The sequence below is a fragment of the Streptomyces sp. NPDC059142 genome, from assembly GCF_042755665.1.
In the GTDB taxonomy this organism is placed as follows: Bacteria; Actinomycetota; Actinomycetes; order Streptomycetales; family Streptomycetaceae; genus Streptomyces.
Genome location: NZ_JBHZDA010000070.1, coordinates 22501 through 36882, shown reverse-complemented (window position 1 = coordinate 36882; position 14382 = coordinate 22501). Strand labels below are relative to the sequence as shown.

The 14382-nt window shown below is 74.3% G+C and carries 12 protein-coding genes; 9 read left to right on the top strand and 3 right to left on the bottom strand.

What is annotated here, in order from left to right; genetic code table 11:
* The first annotated feature begins 100 nt into the window (after positions 1–100).
* The 8 genes from ACFXPK_RS23225 to ACFXPK_RS23190 all read left to right on the top strand — a co-directional run bounded on the left by ACFXPK_RS23225 (position 101) and on the right by ACFXPK_RS23190 (position 8796).
* Positions 101–1558 (top strand): MFS transporter, encoded by a 1458-nt coding sequence (locus tag ACFXPK_RS23225; protein ID WP_385007892.1) that lies wholly within the window; start codon positions 101–103, stop codon positions 1556–1558.
* Positions 1559–1609: 51 nt separating this feature from the next.
* Positions 1610–2023: a DUF3151 domain-containing protein gene (locus ACFXPK_RS23220; protein ID WP_385007890.1), complete on the top strand. Its 414-nt coding sequence runs from the start codon at positions 1610–1612 to the stop codon at positions 2021–2023.
* 402 nt (positions 2024–2425) lie between these two features.
* Positions 2426–3265, top strand: a complete 840-nt coding sequence (locus ACFXPK_RS23215; RefSeq protein ID WP_385078243.1) for a DUF3152 domain-containing protein — start codon at positions 2426–2428, stop codon at positions 3263–3265.
* A 174-nt stretch (positions 3266–3439) separates the two neighbouring features.
* Complete coding sequence (locus tag ACFXPK_RS23210) at positions 3440–4285, top strand: tryptophan 2,3-dioxygenase family protein (protein WP_384993324.1); 846 nt, start codon at positions 3440–3442, stop codon at positions 4283–4285.
* Positions 4278–5633: a kynureninase gene (locus tag ACFXPK_RS23205; RefSeq protein WP_385078240.1), complete on the top strand. Its 1356-nt coding sequence runs from the start codon at positions 4278–4280 to the stop codon at positions 5631–5633. The genes ACFXPK_RS23210 and ACFXPK_RS23205 overlap by 8 nt, the downstream gene beginning before the upstream one ends.
* Positions 5634–5709: 76 nt before the next feature.
* On the top strand, positions 5710–6621 hold the full coding sequence (locus tag ACFXPK_RS23200; RefSeq protein WP_384993328.1) for an alpha/beta hydrolase: 912 nt from the start codon (positions 5710–5712) through the stop codon (positions 6619–6621).
* A gap of 220 nt (positions 6622–6841) precedes the next feature.
* Positions 6842–8140 carry a sensor histidine kinase gene (locus tag ACFXPK_RS23195; RefSeq protein ID WP_384993330.1) on the top strand — a complete coding sequence of 433 codons (1299 nt, stop codon included), beginning with the start codon at positions 6842–6844 and terminating at the stop codon, positions 8138–8140.
* Positions 8137–8796 (top strand): response regulator, encoded by a 660-nt coding sequence (locus ACFXPK_RS23190; protein ID WP_384993333.1) that lies wholly within the window; start codon positions 8137–8139, stop codon positions 8794–8796. The genes ACFXPK_RS23195 and ACFXPK_RS23190 overlap by 4 nt, the downstream gene beginning before the upstream one ends.
* 195 nt (positions 8797–8991) lie before the next feature.
* On the opposite strand, the gene ACFXPK_RS23185 is transcribed toward ACFXPK_RS23190, so the two are convergent.
* Positions 8992–10626: an ABC transporter permease gene (locus ACFXPK_RS23185; RefSeq protein ID WP_385078235.1), complete on the bottom strand. Its 1635-nt coding sequence runs from the start codon at positions 10624–10626 to the stop codon at positions 8992–8994.
* Positions 10623–11549 carry an ATP-binding cassette domain-containing protein gene (locus ACFXPK_RS23180; RefSeq protein ID WP_385078232.1) on the bottom strand — a complete coding sequence of 309 codons (927 nt, stop codon included), beginning with the start codon at positions 11547–11549 and terminating at the stop codon, positions 10623–10625. The genes ACFXPK_RS23185 and ACFXPK_RS23180 overlap by 4 nt, the downstream gene beginning before the upstream one ends.
* A gap of 130 nt (positions 11550–11679) precedes the next feature.
* Between ACFXPK_RS23180 and ACFXPK_RS23175 the strand changes: the two genes are divergently transcribed.
* Positions 11680–12180, top strand: a complete 501-nt coding sequence (locus ACFXPK_RS23175; RefSeq protein WP_384993343.1) for a GbsR/MarR family transcriptional regulator — start codon at positions 11680–11682, stop codon at positions 12178–12180.
* 109 nt (positions 12181–12289) lie between these two features.
* Here ACFXPK_RS23175 and ACFXPK_RS23170 read toward each other — a convergent pair whose 3' ends face one another.
* Complete coding sequence (locus ACFXPK_RS23170) at positions 12290–14359, bottom strand: hypothetical protein (RefSeq protein WP_385078229.1); 2070 nt, start codon at positions 14357–14359, stop codon at positions 12290–12292.
* Positions 14360–14382 lie beyond the last annotated feature (23 nt).

The window sequence follows — 14382 nt, the reverse complement described above, 5'->3', positions numbered from 1 at the left end:
GCGCCCGCCCCCCCCCCCGCCCCCCCCCGGCCCGCCCCCCCCACGCACGTGCGGCATCCGCCGGGTCGCTTTCCGGGGGCGCTGCGGGGATGATCCCCGTATGGACATCAGGCTGTCCTCGGCCCGGGGACGCTGGGTCATCCTGACGACGGTGCTCGGTTCGAGCATGGCCCTGCTCGACTCCACGGTCGTCAATGTCGCGCTGCCGCACATCGGTGACTCGCTCGACGCCGATCTCGCGGCGCTCCAGTGGACCGTCAACGCCTACATGGTCACGCTGGCCGGGCTGATCCTGCTCGGCGGTTCGCTCGGCGACCGGTACGGGCGGCGGCGCGTCTTCGTCATCGGCGTGGTGTGGTTCGCGCTCGGGTCGCTGCTGTGCGGGATCGCGCCGGACGTGGCCATCCTGATCACCGCCCGCGCCCTCCAGGGGGTGGGCGGCGCGCTGCTCGTGCCCGGCTCCCTCGCGATCATCCAGGCCAGCTTCCACCAGGACGACCGGGCGCGCGCCGTCGGTCTGTGGTCGGGGCTCGGCGGGGTCGGGGCGGCGATCGGGCCGTTCCTCGGCGGCTGGCTGGTGGACGGGCCCGGCTGGCGCTGGGTGTTCCTGATCAATGTGCCGCTGGCCGCCGTCTGCGTACCGGTGGCGCTGCGCCATGTACCGGAGACCCGGGACCCGGCGGCGCACGGGAGGTTCGACGTGCTGGGCGCGGTGCTCGGCGCGGCGGCGCTGGCGCTGGTCACGTACGCGCTCATCGCCAGGACGGTCTGGCCGGGGGTGGCGGGGGTGCTGGTCGCGGTGGCCTTCGTACGGGTGGAACGGCGCCGGGCCGATCCGATGCTGCCGCCGTCGATCTTCCGGTCCCGGCTGTTCACCTCGGTGAACGTGGTGACGCTGTGCGTGTACGCGGCGTTCGGCGGTTTCTTCTTCCTCGCCTCGCTCCAGCTCCAGGTCGTCGCCGGGTACTCGGCGCTGCGCGCGGGCGCGGCCCTGCTGCCGACGACGGTGCTGATGCTGCTGCTCTCGGCGCGGTCCGGCGCGCTGGCGCAGCGGATCGGGCCCCGGCTGCCGCTCACGGTGGGGCCGCTGCTGTGCGCCGCGGGTCTGATGCTGATGCTGCGCGTGGGCCCGCACGCCTCCTATCCGGTGGATGTGCTGCCGGCCCTGGTGGTGCTGGGGATGGGCATGGTGACGCTGGTCGCGCCGCTGACGGCGACGGTGCTCGCCTCGGTCGACATCGCGCGGGCCGGGCTGGCCAGCGGCATCAACAACGCGGCGGCCCGCGCGGCGGGCCTGGTCGCGGTGGCGGCGCTGCCGCTGCTGGCGGGCATGGGGCCGGAGGTGTACCGCTCGGCGACCCAGTTCGACGCGGCGTTCCGGCGGGCGATGCCGATGCTCGCGGGGGTGCTGGTGGTGGGCGCGCTGATCGCCTGGGCGACGGTACGGTCGCCGGGGCGCGAGGCGGCCGGGCGGCCGGAGCCCGAGTGCCGGGTCAACTGCGGGCTGACGCCGCCCCTGGAGACGGACCGGCCGGGGGAGCGGGGCGGGGCGGGCTGAGGGGCCGGTTCCGGTGACCGCGGGCCGGGCGGGGCAAGGCAGACTGTAGGCATGGGTATCCACGAAAACCTTCTGGGGGGACCGCCCCCCACCGAACTGCCCGACGATCCCGAGCCGCGTGAGCTGCTCGCGAACGGTACGCCGCCGGCCGATGTCGCCGCGAAGTACCCGACCTCGTCGCTGGCCTGGGCGCAGCTCGCGGACGGCGCGTACGAGAACGGGCGGGTCGTCGAGTCGTACGCGTACGCCAGGACCGGCTACCACCGCGGGCTCGACTCCCTGCGGCGCAGTGGCTGGAAGGGGCACGGCCCGGTGCCGTGGGAGCACGAGCCGAACCGCGGTTTCCTGCGCGCCCTGCACGCGCTCGCCCGCGCCGCCCAGGCGATCGGCGAGGAGGCGGAGTACGAGCGCTGCGCGACGTTCCTGCGCGACTCCTCCCCGCTCGCCGCCGACACCCTCGGCTGAAACCATTCGGGGTCCGGTCGCTTCCGGAGCGAGCAGAAGGCTCCCGGACTGAGTCGGAGCAGGTCGCGGTACGTATCTCCGAGTGCCGGTCCCCTCCTGATGGCGCCTTTTGAGCCACCTCGTGTCCTGAACCCCGCGATGTGTGTCCTGTGAAGGAACCCTTCGAAGGCCCCGCCCGTCTCTCAGGGCGTGGCCTTCGCATAGGTGAGCGAATGTCGCTGCCGGTACCGAAGGTGACCGGGACCGGTGCCTACGGTGACCGCCGGCGGTGCCGACGGCGACCGCCACCGGTGCCGATGGTGACCGGGTTCGATCAGGGAGACATTCGTTTTGGGCAAGCGCGCCGCCATCCGTCCGAGACGTCGTGGAACGTCCGTCCTCGGTGGCGGTGACCGCCAGGACATGCGCCGTTACGGACGCGGGCGACGCCCGGCCCGCCCCCTGCTGGCGGCGGGGATCGCGCTCGCCGTGCTGGTCATCGGCGGCGCCGTCGTCGCCTCCTGGCCCGGCACCCGGGCGGAGGCGGACGCGCAGCAGGACGGCGCCAAGGGCGGCGCCTCGCGGACGGCCTCCCCGGAGACCGGAACGGAGCCGGAACCGGGGACGACGCGGAGCCCCGGGAAGCCGGCGACGAAGCCCACGCCGACGACCAGCCCGACGCCCATGACCTCGGCCGATGTCCCGGTCTCCGGCCCCGGCACCTTCACCACCGCCCAGGCGCAGGGCGACCCCGTCGGCTCCGGACCGCTGCGCCGCTACAGCGTGCAGGTCGAGAAGGGGGTCGACGTCTCCGCCGCGGACGCCGCCGGCGAGATCGAGAAGATCCTCGCCCACCCGCAGGGCTGGGCCGCGCACGACCGGGGCCGTTTCCAGCTCGTCTCCTCGGGCGCCGACTTCGTCATCCGTATCGCCACCCCGGCCACCGCCGACCGGCTCTGCCTCGCCCACGGGCTGAACACGCGCGGCGAGCTGAACTGCGAGACCGTCGACGGTGTCGTGGTCAACCTGCGGCGCTGGCTGCTGGGCTCGCCGCAGTTCGACGGGGAGCCCGCCGAGTACCGCCACCTCATCATCAACCACGAGGTCGGCCATGAGATCGGCCTCCGGCAGCACCTCGGCTGCGGTGGGCCCGGCGAGCTCGCCCCGGTGATGATGCAGCAGATCAAGGGGCTCGACGGCTGCCGTTCCAACGCCTGGCCGTACGACAAGGACGGAACGTACATCGAGGGCCCCGGCCTCTGAGCGTGGGCGCCGGGCCCGGAGTGCCGGGGAGCGCCATGCCCCCGGCGGGCGGGGGCCGACGGGGCGGGCGCGGCGGGCGGGACCCGGATTATGATGCCCGCAAGGGGACCGGAGCTCCGTAGCCACAGACGGAAAGGGGCGGACCGCTACCCGGCACATGTCGAGGAGACAGAGATGTCGTACACCCCCGATGTCCCCGGAGCCGGTTCGGAAGCCCCGAATCTCGACTTCGCCGGGACGACCCCGTACGAGGACTACGTCCAGGCGGACGTCCTCACCCACTTGCAGCATCCGCGCTCCGACGACCCCGGCGAGATGGTCTTCCTCGTCACCACCCAGGTCATGGAGTTGTGGTTCACCGTCATCGTCCACGAGTGGGAGACGGCCTCCCGCGCGCTGCGCGAGGACCGTACCCAGGTCGCGATCGACGCGCTCCGCCGCTCCGCACGCGAGCTGGAGGCGCTCAACGCCTCCTGGCAGCCGCTCGCCCGGCTGACGCCCGCGCAGTTCAACGCGTACCGCGGGGCGCTCGGCGAGGGCTCCGGCTTCCAGTCCGCGATGTACCGGCGCATGGAGTTCCTGCTCGGCGAGAAGTCCGCGTCGATGCTCGTACCGCACCGGGGCGCCCCGCGCGTCCACGCCGAGCTGGAGAAGGCGCTCCAGGAGCCGAGCCTGTACGACGAGGTGCTGCGGCTGCTGGCCCGGCGCGGGCTGCCGGTGCCGGACGCGGTCCTCGGCCGCGATCTCGCGCGGCGTTACGAGGCGGTGCCCGAGGTCGAGGAGGCGTGGACCCGGATCTACGGCGACCAGGACACCGACCCGGAACTCGTCGTGCTCGGCGAGGCGTTGACCGATGTCGCCGAGCTGGTGTGGCGCTGGCGCAACGACCATCTGGTGGCGACCCGGCGCGCGATGGGCTCCAAGACCGGTACCGGCGGCTCCGCGGGCGTCGCCTGGCTGGAGAAACGGGCCGCCAAGAACGTCTTCCCCGAGCTGTGGACGGCGCGCAGCCATGTCTGAGCCCGTGCAGGTGTCCGACCCGGCCGGGCTGGTCGCGCGGGGTGCCGCGCTCGACGCCGCCGACGAACTCGCGCCGCTGCGCGAGCTGTTCGCCCTCAACGAGGGCTCCGTCTATCTCGACGGGAACTCGTTGGGCGCGCTGCCCCGCCATGTCCCCGAGCGTGTACGGGATGTGATGGTCCGTCAGTGGGGCGAGCTGGGTATCCGCTCCTGGACCGAGAGCGGCTGGTGGACCGCGCCCGAGCGGATGGGCGACCGGATCGCCCCGCTCGTCGGTGCGGCCCCCGGGCAGATCGTGGTCGGGGACTCGACCAGTGTGAATGTCTTCAAGGCGGTGGTGGCCGCCGTACGCCTCGCCGGCCAGGACCGCGCGTCCGGCCAGGACCGTGCGTCCGGCCAGGACCGTGCGTCCGGCCGGGGCCCCGGGGCCGGCCAGGACCGCGGGTCCGGTCAGGGCCGCGGGTCCGACGAGGGCCGTACCGAGGTGCTGGTCGACGCGACGACCTTCCCCACGGACGGGTACATCGCGCGGTCCGCCGCCCGGATGACCGGCTGCCGTATCGTTTCTCTCGCCCCGGCCGAACTGCCCGCCGCGATCGGCCCCCGTACCGCCGCCGTCCTCGTCAACCACGTCGACTTCCGTACGGGGCGCCTCCACGACCTCCCCGGGATCACCGCCGCCGCGCACGAGGCGGGGGCGCTCGCCGTCTGGGACCTGTGCCACAGCGCGGGCGCGCTGCCGGTCGGACTGGACGCGCACGGGGTGGACCTCGCGGTCGGCTGCACGTACAAGTTCCTGAACGGCGGGCCCGGTTCGCCCGCCTTCCTCTATGTCGCCGAGCGCCACCAGGCCCGCTTCGACTCCCCGCTGCCGGGGTGGAACGCGCACGCCGACCCGTTCGCGATGGCCGACGGCTTCGAGGCGGCGGACGGCGCGGTACGGGGCCGGGTCGGCACCCCCGACATCCTCTCCATGCTGGCGCTGGACGCCGCGCTCGACGTCTGGGCGGACGTACGGATCGCCGACGTACGGGCGAAGAGCCTGGCGCTGACGGACTTCTTCCTGGAGTGCGTGGAGGCGTACGCCCCACCGGGCCGGGTGAGTTCGCCGACCCCCATCGCCCACGCCGAGCGCGGCAGTCAGGTCGCTCTGCGGTGCCCGGAGGCGCCCGCGGTGATGGACGAGCTGATCGCCCGCGGGGTGGTCGGTGACCTGCGCAGGCCGGACCTGCTGCGCTTCGGGTTCACCCCGCTGTACGTGGGCTTCGCGGACGCGGAGCGGGCGGCGCGGGTGCTCGGCGAGGTACTGGCCGCGGTGCCGGGGCAGGTGGCGCCCGGTCGGCGGTGACGGCGACGCCCGCAGGGCTGATAGCGTCCCGGCTGATCAGGTCAATTCGGTCCCCGTACCGAAAGGTTGGAGCAAGATGCCGGACCCCGCCGCGCACGACGCCGCCGCGCACGATGTCGTGGCCCGCGACGCCGTGGCCCGCGACGCCGCAGAGACCGCATCGGTCCTCGAACGTCCGGTCGTCCGGCCCGACGCCACCGCCGCGTACGGCGAACACCCTGATCAGGTGATCGATTTCTACGCCCCCCGGGGCAACCAGGAGCGCGTGCCGCTCGTCGTCGTCCTGCACGGCGGCGCGTGGCGCGCACCGTACGACCGGTGGCACCTCACCCCCTTCGCGGACTTCCTGGCCCGGCGCGGCTTCGCCGTCGCCAATGTCGAGTACCGGCGCGGGCCCGGCTCCCCCGAGGACGGCGGGGCCCCGGTGGCGGGGCGCTGGCCCGACACGTTCGACGACGTGGCCGCCGCCCTCGACGCCCTGCCCGCGCTCGCCGCCGCCGCGCTGCCGCAGGCCGACGTACGGCGCACGGTCGTGACGGGGCACTCCGCCGGCGGCCACCTGGCGCTCTGGGCGGCGGCCCGGCATGTGCTGCCCGAGGGCTCGCCCTGGCGGCTGCCGCAGCCGCCGCCGCTGCGCGGGGTCGTCGCGCTGGCCCCGATCGCGGACCTCGTACGCGCCGTCGAGCTGTCGGTGTGCGGCGGGGCGGTGCTCCAGCTCCTCGGCGGCGAGAAGGAGTTCAAGGGGCGCAGGGAGAGCGCGGACCCGGCCGCGCTGCTGCCGACCGGGATCGCGACGACGGTGGTGCAGGGACGTACGGACCTCACCGTGCCGTACGAGGTCTCCGAGGCGTACGTGGACGCCGCGGGCCTCGCCGGTGAGCTGGTCGGGCTGACGCTGCTGGAGGACGTCGGGCACTTCCCGCTGGTGGACCCGTCGGCGGACGCGTGCGCGGTGGTCGCGGAGGAGATCGCCCAGCTCGCCTGGTGAGCGCGGCGGGCGGTGCCCGGGGTGGCCCGCCCCGCGCCGGTGGCCCTCCTCGCCCCGGCGGCCCGCCCCGCGCCGGTGGCCCGCACCGCGCCGGTGGGCGCGCGGGCGCCGGGCGCTCTCGGGTAACCCGCAGGTCACCCTCGTAGTACCTGGGACGGACGGCGGAGGATCCGCTTCGCTGGTGACGCCCGCGCCCCGGTCCGCCCCCTACCGTGGAAACGTGACCGAAACCGAATCCGCGAAGCCCAGGGACCACGAGCTCCGCATGGCCAAGGGTGCCTACGGCAGCCTCCGCCACGACCTCATCCACAGCGCCTTCGACTACCGGCCGCTGCCGCCCATGCGGACGGACGGCCGTTTCATGCGCCGGCTGCCCGAGCAGATACGCGAGCTGGCGAGGTGGATCCCGCACGCCGTGATCATCGTCGCGGCGCTGTTGATGTTCACGTTCTCCGTCGAAGGCGGCGCCGGTGCGATCGGGTTCCTGGGGGTGTTCCCGCTCCTGCTGACGCTGGTCAGGCCCGTCCTCGCCTGGTGGGGCGCGCTGGGGGTCACCCTCGTCACCAACGTCTTCACCCACCACGACTGGCCCTGGACGCCCACCTCCTTCGTCGGCTACCTCGCGGTGATCACGGTGGTGGCCCTCCGCACCACCCCGCGCACCGCCGCCTGGATGTGGGGGCTGACCGCCGCGTACGCCGCGTTCTCCGAGGTCTTCTTCAACCGCTCGTACAGCTACGGCTACTCCACCTCCGCCGCGATGCTCTTCGCCTCCGCGCTCGCCCTGCTGCTGGTGAGCATGGTCCAGGTCCGCCGCAAGGCGGACCAGGAGGTCGCCGCGCAGCAGAGCGTCACCGCCGTCGAGCGGGGCCGGCGCACACTGCTGGAGGAGCGCACCACCATCGCCCGCGAGCTGCACGACGTGGTCGCCCACCACATGTCGGTGGTCGCCATCCAGGCCGAGGCCGCGCCGTACCGGGTGGAGAATCCGCCGCCCGAGCTGGAGCAGGCGTTCGTCACGATCCGAGAGAACGCCGTCGCCGCCCTGACCGAGCTGCGCCGCATCCTCGGTGTCGTACGGGCGGACGACTACGAGGCGCCGGACGCCCCGCAGCCCACGCTCGCCGAACTCGACGGCCTGATCGACAACGTCCGGGACGCGGGCCTCACCGTGGAGAAGACGATCACCGGCGCGGTGCGGGAGCTGCCGCAGGGCGTGGAGCTGTCGGCGTACCGCATCGTCCAGGAGGCGCTGAGCAACGCGCTGCGCCACGCGCCCGGGTCGACGGCACGCGTCGAGATCGCCTATGTGCTCGGCGGCCTGGGGCTGCGCATCGTCAACACACCGCCGCGCGGACTGGTCAAGCCGTCGCCGGGGGCGGGGCACGGGGTCACGGGCATGCGGGAGCGTGTCACGATGCTGAACGGCGAGATGACCGCGGACCTCACGGAGGACGGCGGCTACGAGGTCGCGGCCTTCATTCCGGTGGCCGTCGTGCGGGACGGGGACGCGTCATGACCATCAGGGTGCTGATCGTCGACGACCAGGTGATGGTCCGCGAGGGCTTCTCGGTGCTGCTGAACGCGATGCCGGACATCGAGGTGATCGGCGAGGCGGTGAACGGCCGCGAGGCGGTCCGGCAGGTGGCGGTGCTCCGCCCCGACGTCGTCCTGATGGACATCCGGATGCCCGAGCTGAACGGCATCGAGGCGACCCGGGAGATCGTCGCGGCCGACGCCACCGCGAAGGTGCTGGTCCTGACCACGTTCGACCTGGACGAGTACGTGTACCAGGCGCTGCGCGCCGGTGCCTCCGGCTTCCTCCTGAAGGACGCCTCGGCGCGGCAGCTCGCGGACGGGGTACGGGTGGTGGCCTCCGGCGAGGCCCTGCTGGCGCCGACGGTCACGCGCCGCCTGATCACGGAGTTCTCCAAGCTCTCGGACACCCCGCGCGGCCCGGCGATGGCCCGGATCGGCGAGCTGACCGAGCGCGAGACGGAGGTTCTGGTCCTGATCGCGCAGGGCCTGTCGAACGCGGAGATCGCGGAGCACCTGGTGGTCGCGGAGTCCACGATCAAGACGCACGTGAGCCGGATCCTGGTGAAGCTGGGGCTGCGCGACCGGACGCAGGCGGCGGTGTTCGCGTACGAGGCACGGCTGGTGACGCCGGGGTGACGGTGCGGGACGCGGGGCCGGGGTGGCGAGTACTCGTCATGTGATCGCTCATGGGATGGCCGGACCGGGAAGGATCGTTTCGGCTGCGCGCGGGCCGGTCATGCGGGCCGCGTACGCGGCCAAGGTGCGGGCCACGGCCCGCTTCATCCCCAGCCTGTGGACGGAGCGGGCCGTTCGCGGGCGTGCCCGCCCGGCTCAGCCCAGCACATCCCGTCGCCGCAGCCCCGCCAGCCCCGCCGCCACCAGCGCCGCGGCCAGGGCCGTCAGGGCGAGGACCGGGGGCCAGGTCATCTCCGTGCCCGGGAGTTTCGGGAGGTGGCCGAAGGGCGACAGGTTCATCAGCGGCCGGGGGAGGTCGAGGGCCGGGCCGAGCCAGCCGAGGGCCAGGGCCAGGCCGCTCACCGCCCAGGCCGCCGGGGTGGCCCTCGGGAAGACCCCGTACAGCAGGACCGCCACCGCGCCCAGCAGCCAGATCGCGGGCAGTTGGACCAGGCAGGCGCCGAGGATCCCGGGCAGGTCCTGGCCGTGGCCCAGGAAGAGGCCCACCCCGCCGAGCAGCATGATCAGTACGGCGCCGCCGAAGGCGATCAGCAGATGGCCGGCGGCCCAGCGCAGCCGGCCGACCGCGCCCGCGAGGACCGGTTCGGCCCGGCCGCCGGTCTCCTCGCCGTACAGCCGCAGGACGGAGGCGACCGCGTACACCGCGGCCACCAGGCCGAGCAGGCCCACCATCGCGGCGACGAACGCGTCCGTCAGCCCCTGTTCGCCGCCCATCCGCCGGATGATCTCGCGGGTGCCCTCGTTGTCGCCGACCAGCTCGGCCGCGCCGTTCGTGATCCCGCCGAACATGATCCCGCTCAGCAGGAACCCGGCGCCCCAGCCGTACAGACCGCCGCGCTGGAGCCGCCACGCCAGCCCGCCCGCCGTGGCGAGCCGGCCTTCGGCGGGGCCCGGCCGCGCCGGCAGGAAGCTCATGCCGATGTCGCGCCGGCCGGCGAGGGCGTACGCGAGGACCGCCTGGACCGCGACGGCCGCCAGCAGCAGGAGCGGCACCCACCACCGCTCGTCCGCGTAGGCGCGTACGTGCTCGGCCCAGCCCAGCGGGGAGAGCCAGGTCAGCGGCGAGGAGCCGTCGGCGGTCGCGGCGTCGCCCGCCGCCTTGAGGACGAACGCGGCGCCGATGACCGCGGCCGTCAGGCCCCGTGCGAGCCGGGCGTTCCCGGTGATCTGCGCGGCGATCGCGGCGGTGCACGCGAAGAGCATCCCGACGCCGCCCACCGCGACACCGAGCGCCGCGGAACCGGCGGTGTCGCCGGTCACCCCGGCCAGCCCCGCCGCGATCACCAGCGCCAGCGCGGTCTGCGCGATCAGGGCCGTGAGCAGCGCGGCGGTCAGCGGCGCCCGGCGCCCGACCATCGCGGCGGAGAGCATGTCCTGGCGGCCGGTCTCCTCTTCCTCCCGGGTGTGCCGTACGACGACGGTCAGGCTGAGCACGGCGGCGAGCGCGGCGCCGAACGTGGTCATCCGTACGGCCGTGAGCCCGCCGACCGAGTCGCTGAAGACGGGGCCGTACAGCGCGCGCAGCGAGCCGTTGGCCGCGAGGGAGCGGCCGAGGTCGGCGCGTTCGGCGGCCGTACCGGCGATCGAGGCGAGGGAGCGGGCGACGGACGGGAAGGAGCCGCCCAGCACCAGCACCCAGACCGGCAGCAGGATCCGGTCACGGCGCAGCGCGAGCCGGAGCAGCGGTCCCGTGCCCGCGTACGGGCGGGAGCCGCCGGTCCGGGCCACGGGCAGGACGCGTGCGGGGCCGGTGGCGGCGCCGGCGGTCATGACGCCACCGGCCCGCCGGTCGCCGCGCCGGGCGCGTCGGCCGCGTAATGGCGGAGGAAGAGCTCCTCCAGCGTCGGCGGCGTACTGCTCAGCGAGCGGACCCCGGCCGCGGACAGGCACCTGAGTACGGCGTCCAGCTTGTCCGTGTCGACCTGGAGCCGTACCCGCGTGCCCCGGACGTCGAGATCGTGCACCCCGGGCAGCCGGTCGAGTCCGGCGGGCGGTCCGGCCAGCTCGGCGCTCACGCTCGTACGGGTGAGGTGGCGCAGTTCGGCCAGCGAGCCCGATTCGACGGTGGCGCCCTTGCGGATGATGGACACCCGGTCGCACAGCGCCTCCACCTCGCTCAGCACATGGCTGGAGAGGAGCACGGTCCTGCCCCGGTCGCGCTCCTCGGCGACACAGCTCTGGAAGACCTCCTCCATCAGCGGGTCGAGCCCGGAGGTCGGCTCGTCGAGGATCAGCAGATCCACGTCGGAGGCGAACGCGGCGACCAGCGCGACCTTCTGGCGGTTGCCCTTGGAGTACGTACGACCCTTCTTGGACGGGTCGAGCTCGAACCGCTCGACGAGCGCGGCCCGCCGCGCCCCGTCCAGGCCCCCGCCACCGTGCAGCCGTCCGTACAGGTCGATGACCTCGCCGCCGGAGAGGTTGCGCCACAGCGTCACGTCACCGGGCACGTACGCCACGCGCCGGTGCAGCTCGACCGCGTCGTGCCAGGGGTCGCGGCCGAGGAGCCGGGCCGCGCCGGAGTCGGCGCGCAGGAGCCCGAGGAGGACGCGGATGGTGGTGGACTTCCCGGCTCCGTTGGGGCCGAGGAAGCCATGGACCTCACCGGTCCCGACGGTGAGGTCGAGGCCGTCCAGTGCGTGGGTCCGGCCGAACGACTTGTGCAGTTCCACGACGCTGATTGCCTTCGTCATGCTTTGGAAAGTACGCTACGTTCACAAAGTTGTGAAGTTAAGGAAACGTCAAAAGGGCGCGTTAAGATCGGGGACACGGACGCACGGCGGAGCGGGCGGACAGCGGGAGCGAGAGGGAGACGAGCAGGCGATGAACGACAACAGCCCGTCACGGAACGAGGAGGCGGTGGCGCGCTTCGTGGAGCGGTTCGCCGCCGAGATGACCGAGGCCGGCATGCAGCGGACCGCCTCGCGGGTCTTCGCCGCCCTGCTCTCCTCGGACGACGCCTCCCTGACCTCCGCCGAGCTGAGCGAGCGGCTCGGCATCAGCCCGGCGGCCGTCTCGGGCGCGATCCGCTATCTCGTCCAGGTCGGCCTGGCGGGGCGGGAGCGCGACCCGGGCTCCCGGCGGGACCGCTACCGGGTGCACAACGAGGTCTGGTACACGACGTTCGCGCAGCGCGACGCGGTGCTCATGCGCTGGGAGAACGCCCTGCGCGATGGCGCGGACTCACTGGGGCGGGACACCCCGGCGGGGGCGCGGCTGGCGGAGACCGTCGAGTTCTTCGAGTTCGTGCAGGAGGAACTGGCGAGCATGATGGACCGCTGGCGGGCGCGCCAGGAGGAACGCCGGGCGGAGCGGCAGGCCTAGGGTCTGCCGTCCGGATCTCGCCGGGCTCGCGTGCCCTGGCACGCACGCTCTCCGTGTTGTCGTCGCGGCGTCGTCGCGGCGTCGTCGGTCGGCATCCGGAGGGCAGTTCCTAGGGCGCGGCGTCGGCGCCCTCCGTGCGGTCCGCGGTGGTGGTGGTCGCGGCGGTGATGTTCGGCGCGAGCTGCTCCAGATAGGCGCGGATCGCCGGATCGTTCGGGTTGATCTCCTCGTACGGGTGCCGGGGCCACAGCGCCCGGCCCTCGATCCGCGGCACGACGGCCGGGGACGGGTCCAGCCAGCCCCGCAGCTCCGCCTCGCCGGTGGTGGCGGGCAGCCCGAGCCAGGGGCGCCGCGCCGTGCCGGGCGGCAGGACCCCGAGCAGCGCCTCCGGCAGGTCGTCGTCACCGCCGTGGGCGGGGAAGAACAGCAGTACGGGCCCGGCGCCGTACGGATCGTCCAGCAGGACGTACCGCTTGGGCACCGGCACCGGGGCGAGCGCCGCCCGGACGAGCGTGCGCACCGTGGGCAGATCCCGCCGCACCAGCCGGAACAGCGCCGTCAGCCCCGCCGCCGTACAGGCTGCGCCCATCAGCAGCGTCAACCACGGCATCTCCTCGCCCGGGATCAGCCACAGCAGCCCCACACCGGCCGCGACACCGGCGCTCTGGAGGACCGCGGTCAGCGAACTCAGCTCCCGCAGCGTCCGCACCCGCCACCACGGCACCTCCCGGATGTCGCGGTCGGGCCTCCGGTACCGGCCTCCCGCGGCCGTCGGGACGGCCCAGCGGCGCGCCTCGGTGGCGAGGGCCGCGTACGTGAAGACGACCGGCGCCCCGGGGTCCGCGCCGGCCGGACGGCCGTCCGCCGGAGGGGCGCCGGCCGGGCGGTCGCCGGCCTTGGCGAGGCTGACGGGTGCACGCGGGCGCGGCACCGCGGGGGACGCGGAGGACGGCGAGGAGAAGGCCGCGAGGGTCGGACGGTCGCCGCCTCTGGCGCCCCGGCCGTCGCCCGGCGCCTCGTCCCGGCGCCGCAGCAGCCGTACGCCGCCCCCGGCCAGACCGGCCAGTACGAGCACCGCCCCGGCCAGGAACACCACGTCGTTCACCTCGTTGGCGATCGTGCCGCGCCACTCGGCGTCGTACAGCTCGCCCTTCCACGGCCCGTACGAGACCAGCCAGCCGGTCTCCCAGTCGTGGAGGAGGGGATCGCGGTCCGGGTCGCAGTGGTAGGCGCCCTCGCGCCGCGCACCGCTCCACGGCTCGGTCCACCGCACCGTGCAGGCGCCGTCGGAGCGCTCGTCGACCACGGTCAGGTCGATCTGCGGGTCCCGCTCCGCCGCCTCGGAGGAGGCGATGCCCACGCCCAGCGCGATCGCGCCCGCGAGCAGCACCCAGCGGAAGACGCCCTTGCGGCGGAGAGCGGACGAGAAGGACGGGACGGACGGGACGGGGGAGAGCGTGGCCGGTACGGGCGCTGCCTGCGGTACGGGTGCGGCCGTCTGCGCCGGCAGCGGCCCGGAGCCGTCCTGCGGCTGACGCGGAACCGGCCGTTCCAGCACCCCGCGCCCCACCGCCGCCCGTACGCGCCGCCGGCGTGCCCCTTCCCCGCGCAGCGCCCGCGTCCAGATCAGCTCCGCGCCGCCCGGCGGCGCGATCACCCCGCCGGTCCTGGGATCGCCGCACCACCACAGCACCCCGCCGGGGCCCGGCTCCACGAGCTGGTAGCGCTGCTGTACGGCGATCACGGCCAGCGGCCACAGATCACCGGTGACCGGGTCGCGCAGGACCACCGTCCCGCCACTCGGCCCGCGCGGTACGGAGACGGCGGCGCAGGCCGTCCACGGAGCCGCCGCCAGACGGCTCCTCATCCGGCGGGCCAGCCGCAGGGAGCCCAGGCCCAGCACGGTCGTGAAGCCGGCGAGACCGCACAGGGGAGGCAGCACCTCCTCGGGCCAGGACAGCCCGCGTCCCCGGGCGGCCAGCGCGATCACCGCGACACCGACCAGCAGCGCAGGTCCGACCCGCGCCCAGGTGGAGGCCCCCGCCCGGTAGCGGCTCAGGGCCTCCGCCGTGTCGGGGAGGTCGAGGGCGACGGCCGCCCGTGTCCCGCCTGTGGTGTCCCCGTCCTCACCACCGGCGGGGCCGGGTCTCCCCGCTGTGGTGCCGTACGTGCCGTGCATGTGTTCCGTCCCCCCGGGCGTTG

What these genes read in the sequence shown, in the direction of transcription:
- ACFXPK_RS23225 (WP_385007892.1), top strand. Translation starts at nt 101, where the DNA reads ATGGACATCAGGCTGTCCTCGGCCCGGGGACGCTGGGTCATCCTGACG.
- ACFXPK_RS23185 (WP_385078235.1), bottom strand. Translation starts at nt 10,626, where the DNA reads ATGACCGCCGGCGCCGCCACCGGCCCCGCACGCGTCCTGCCCGTGGCC.
- ACFXPK_RS23210 (WP_384993324.1), top strand. Translation starts at nt 3,440, where the DNA reads ATGTCGTACACCCCCGATGTCCCCGGAGCCGGTTCGGAAGCCCCGAAT.
- ACFXPK_RS23215 (WP_385078243.1), top strand. Translation starts at nt 2,426, where the DNA reads ATGCGCCGTTACGGACGCGGGCGACGCCCGGCCCGCCCCCTGCTGGCG.
- ACFXPK_RS23190 (WP_384993333.1), top strand. Translation starts at nt 8,137, where the DNA reads ATGACCATCAGGGTGCTGATCGTCGACGACCAGGTGATGGTCCGCGAG.
- ACFXPK_RS23175 (WP_384993343.1), top strand. Translation starts at nt 11,680, where the DNA reads ATGAACGACAACAGCCCGTCACGGAACGAGGAGGCGGTGGCGCGCTTC.
- ACFXPK_RS23180 (WP_385078232.1), bottom strand. Translation starts at nt 11,549, where the DNA reads ATGACGAAGGCAATCAGCGTCGTGGAACTGCACAAGTCGTTCGGCCGG.
- ACFXPK_RS23205 (WP_385078240.1), top strand. Translation starts at nt 4,278, where the DNA reads ATGTCTGAGCCCGTGCAGGTGTCCGACCCGGCCGGGCTGGTCGCGCGG.
- ACFXPK_RS23220 (WP_385007890.1), top strand. Translation starts at nt 1,610, where the DNA reads ATGGGTATCCACGAAAACCTTCTGGGGGGACCGCCCCCCACCGAACTG.
- ACFXPK_RS23200 (WP_384993328.1), top strand. Translation starts at nt 5,710, where the DNA reads ATGCCGGACCCCGCCGCGCACGACGCCGCCGCGCACGATGTCGTGGCC.
- ACFXPK_RS23170 (WP_385078229.1), bottom strand. Translation starts at nt 14,359, where the DNA reads ATGCACGGCACGTACGGCACCACAGCGGGGAGACCCGGCCCCGCCGGT.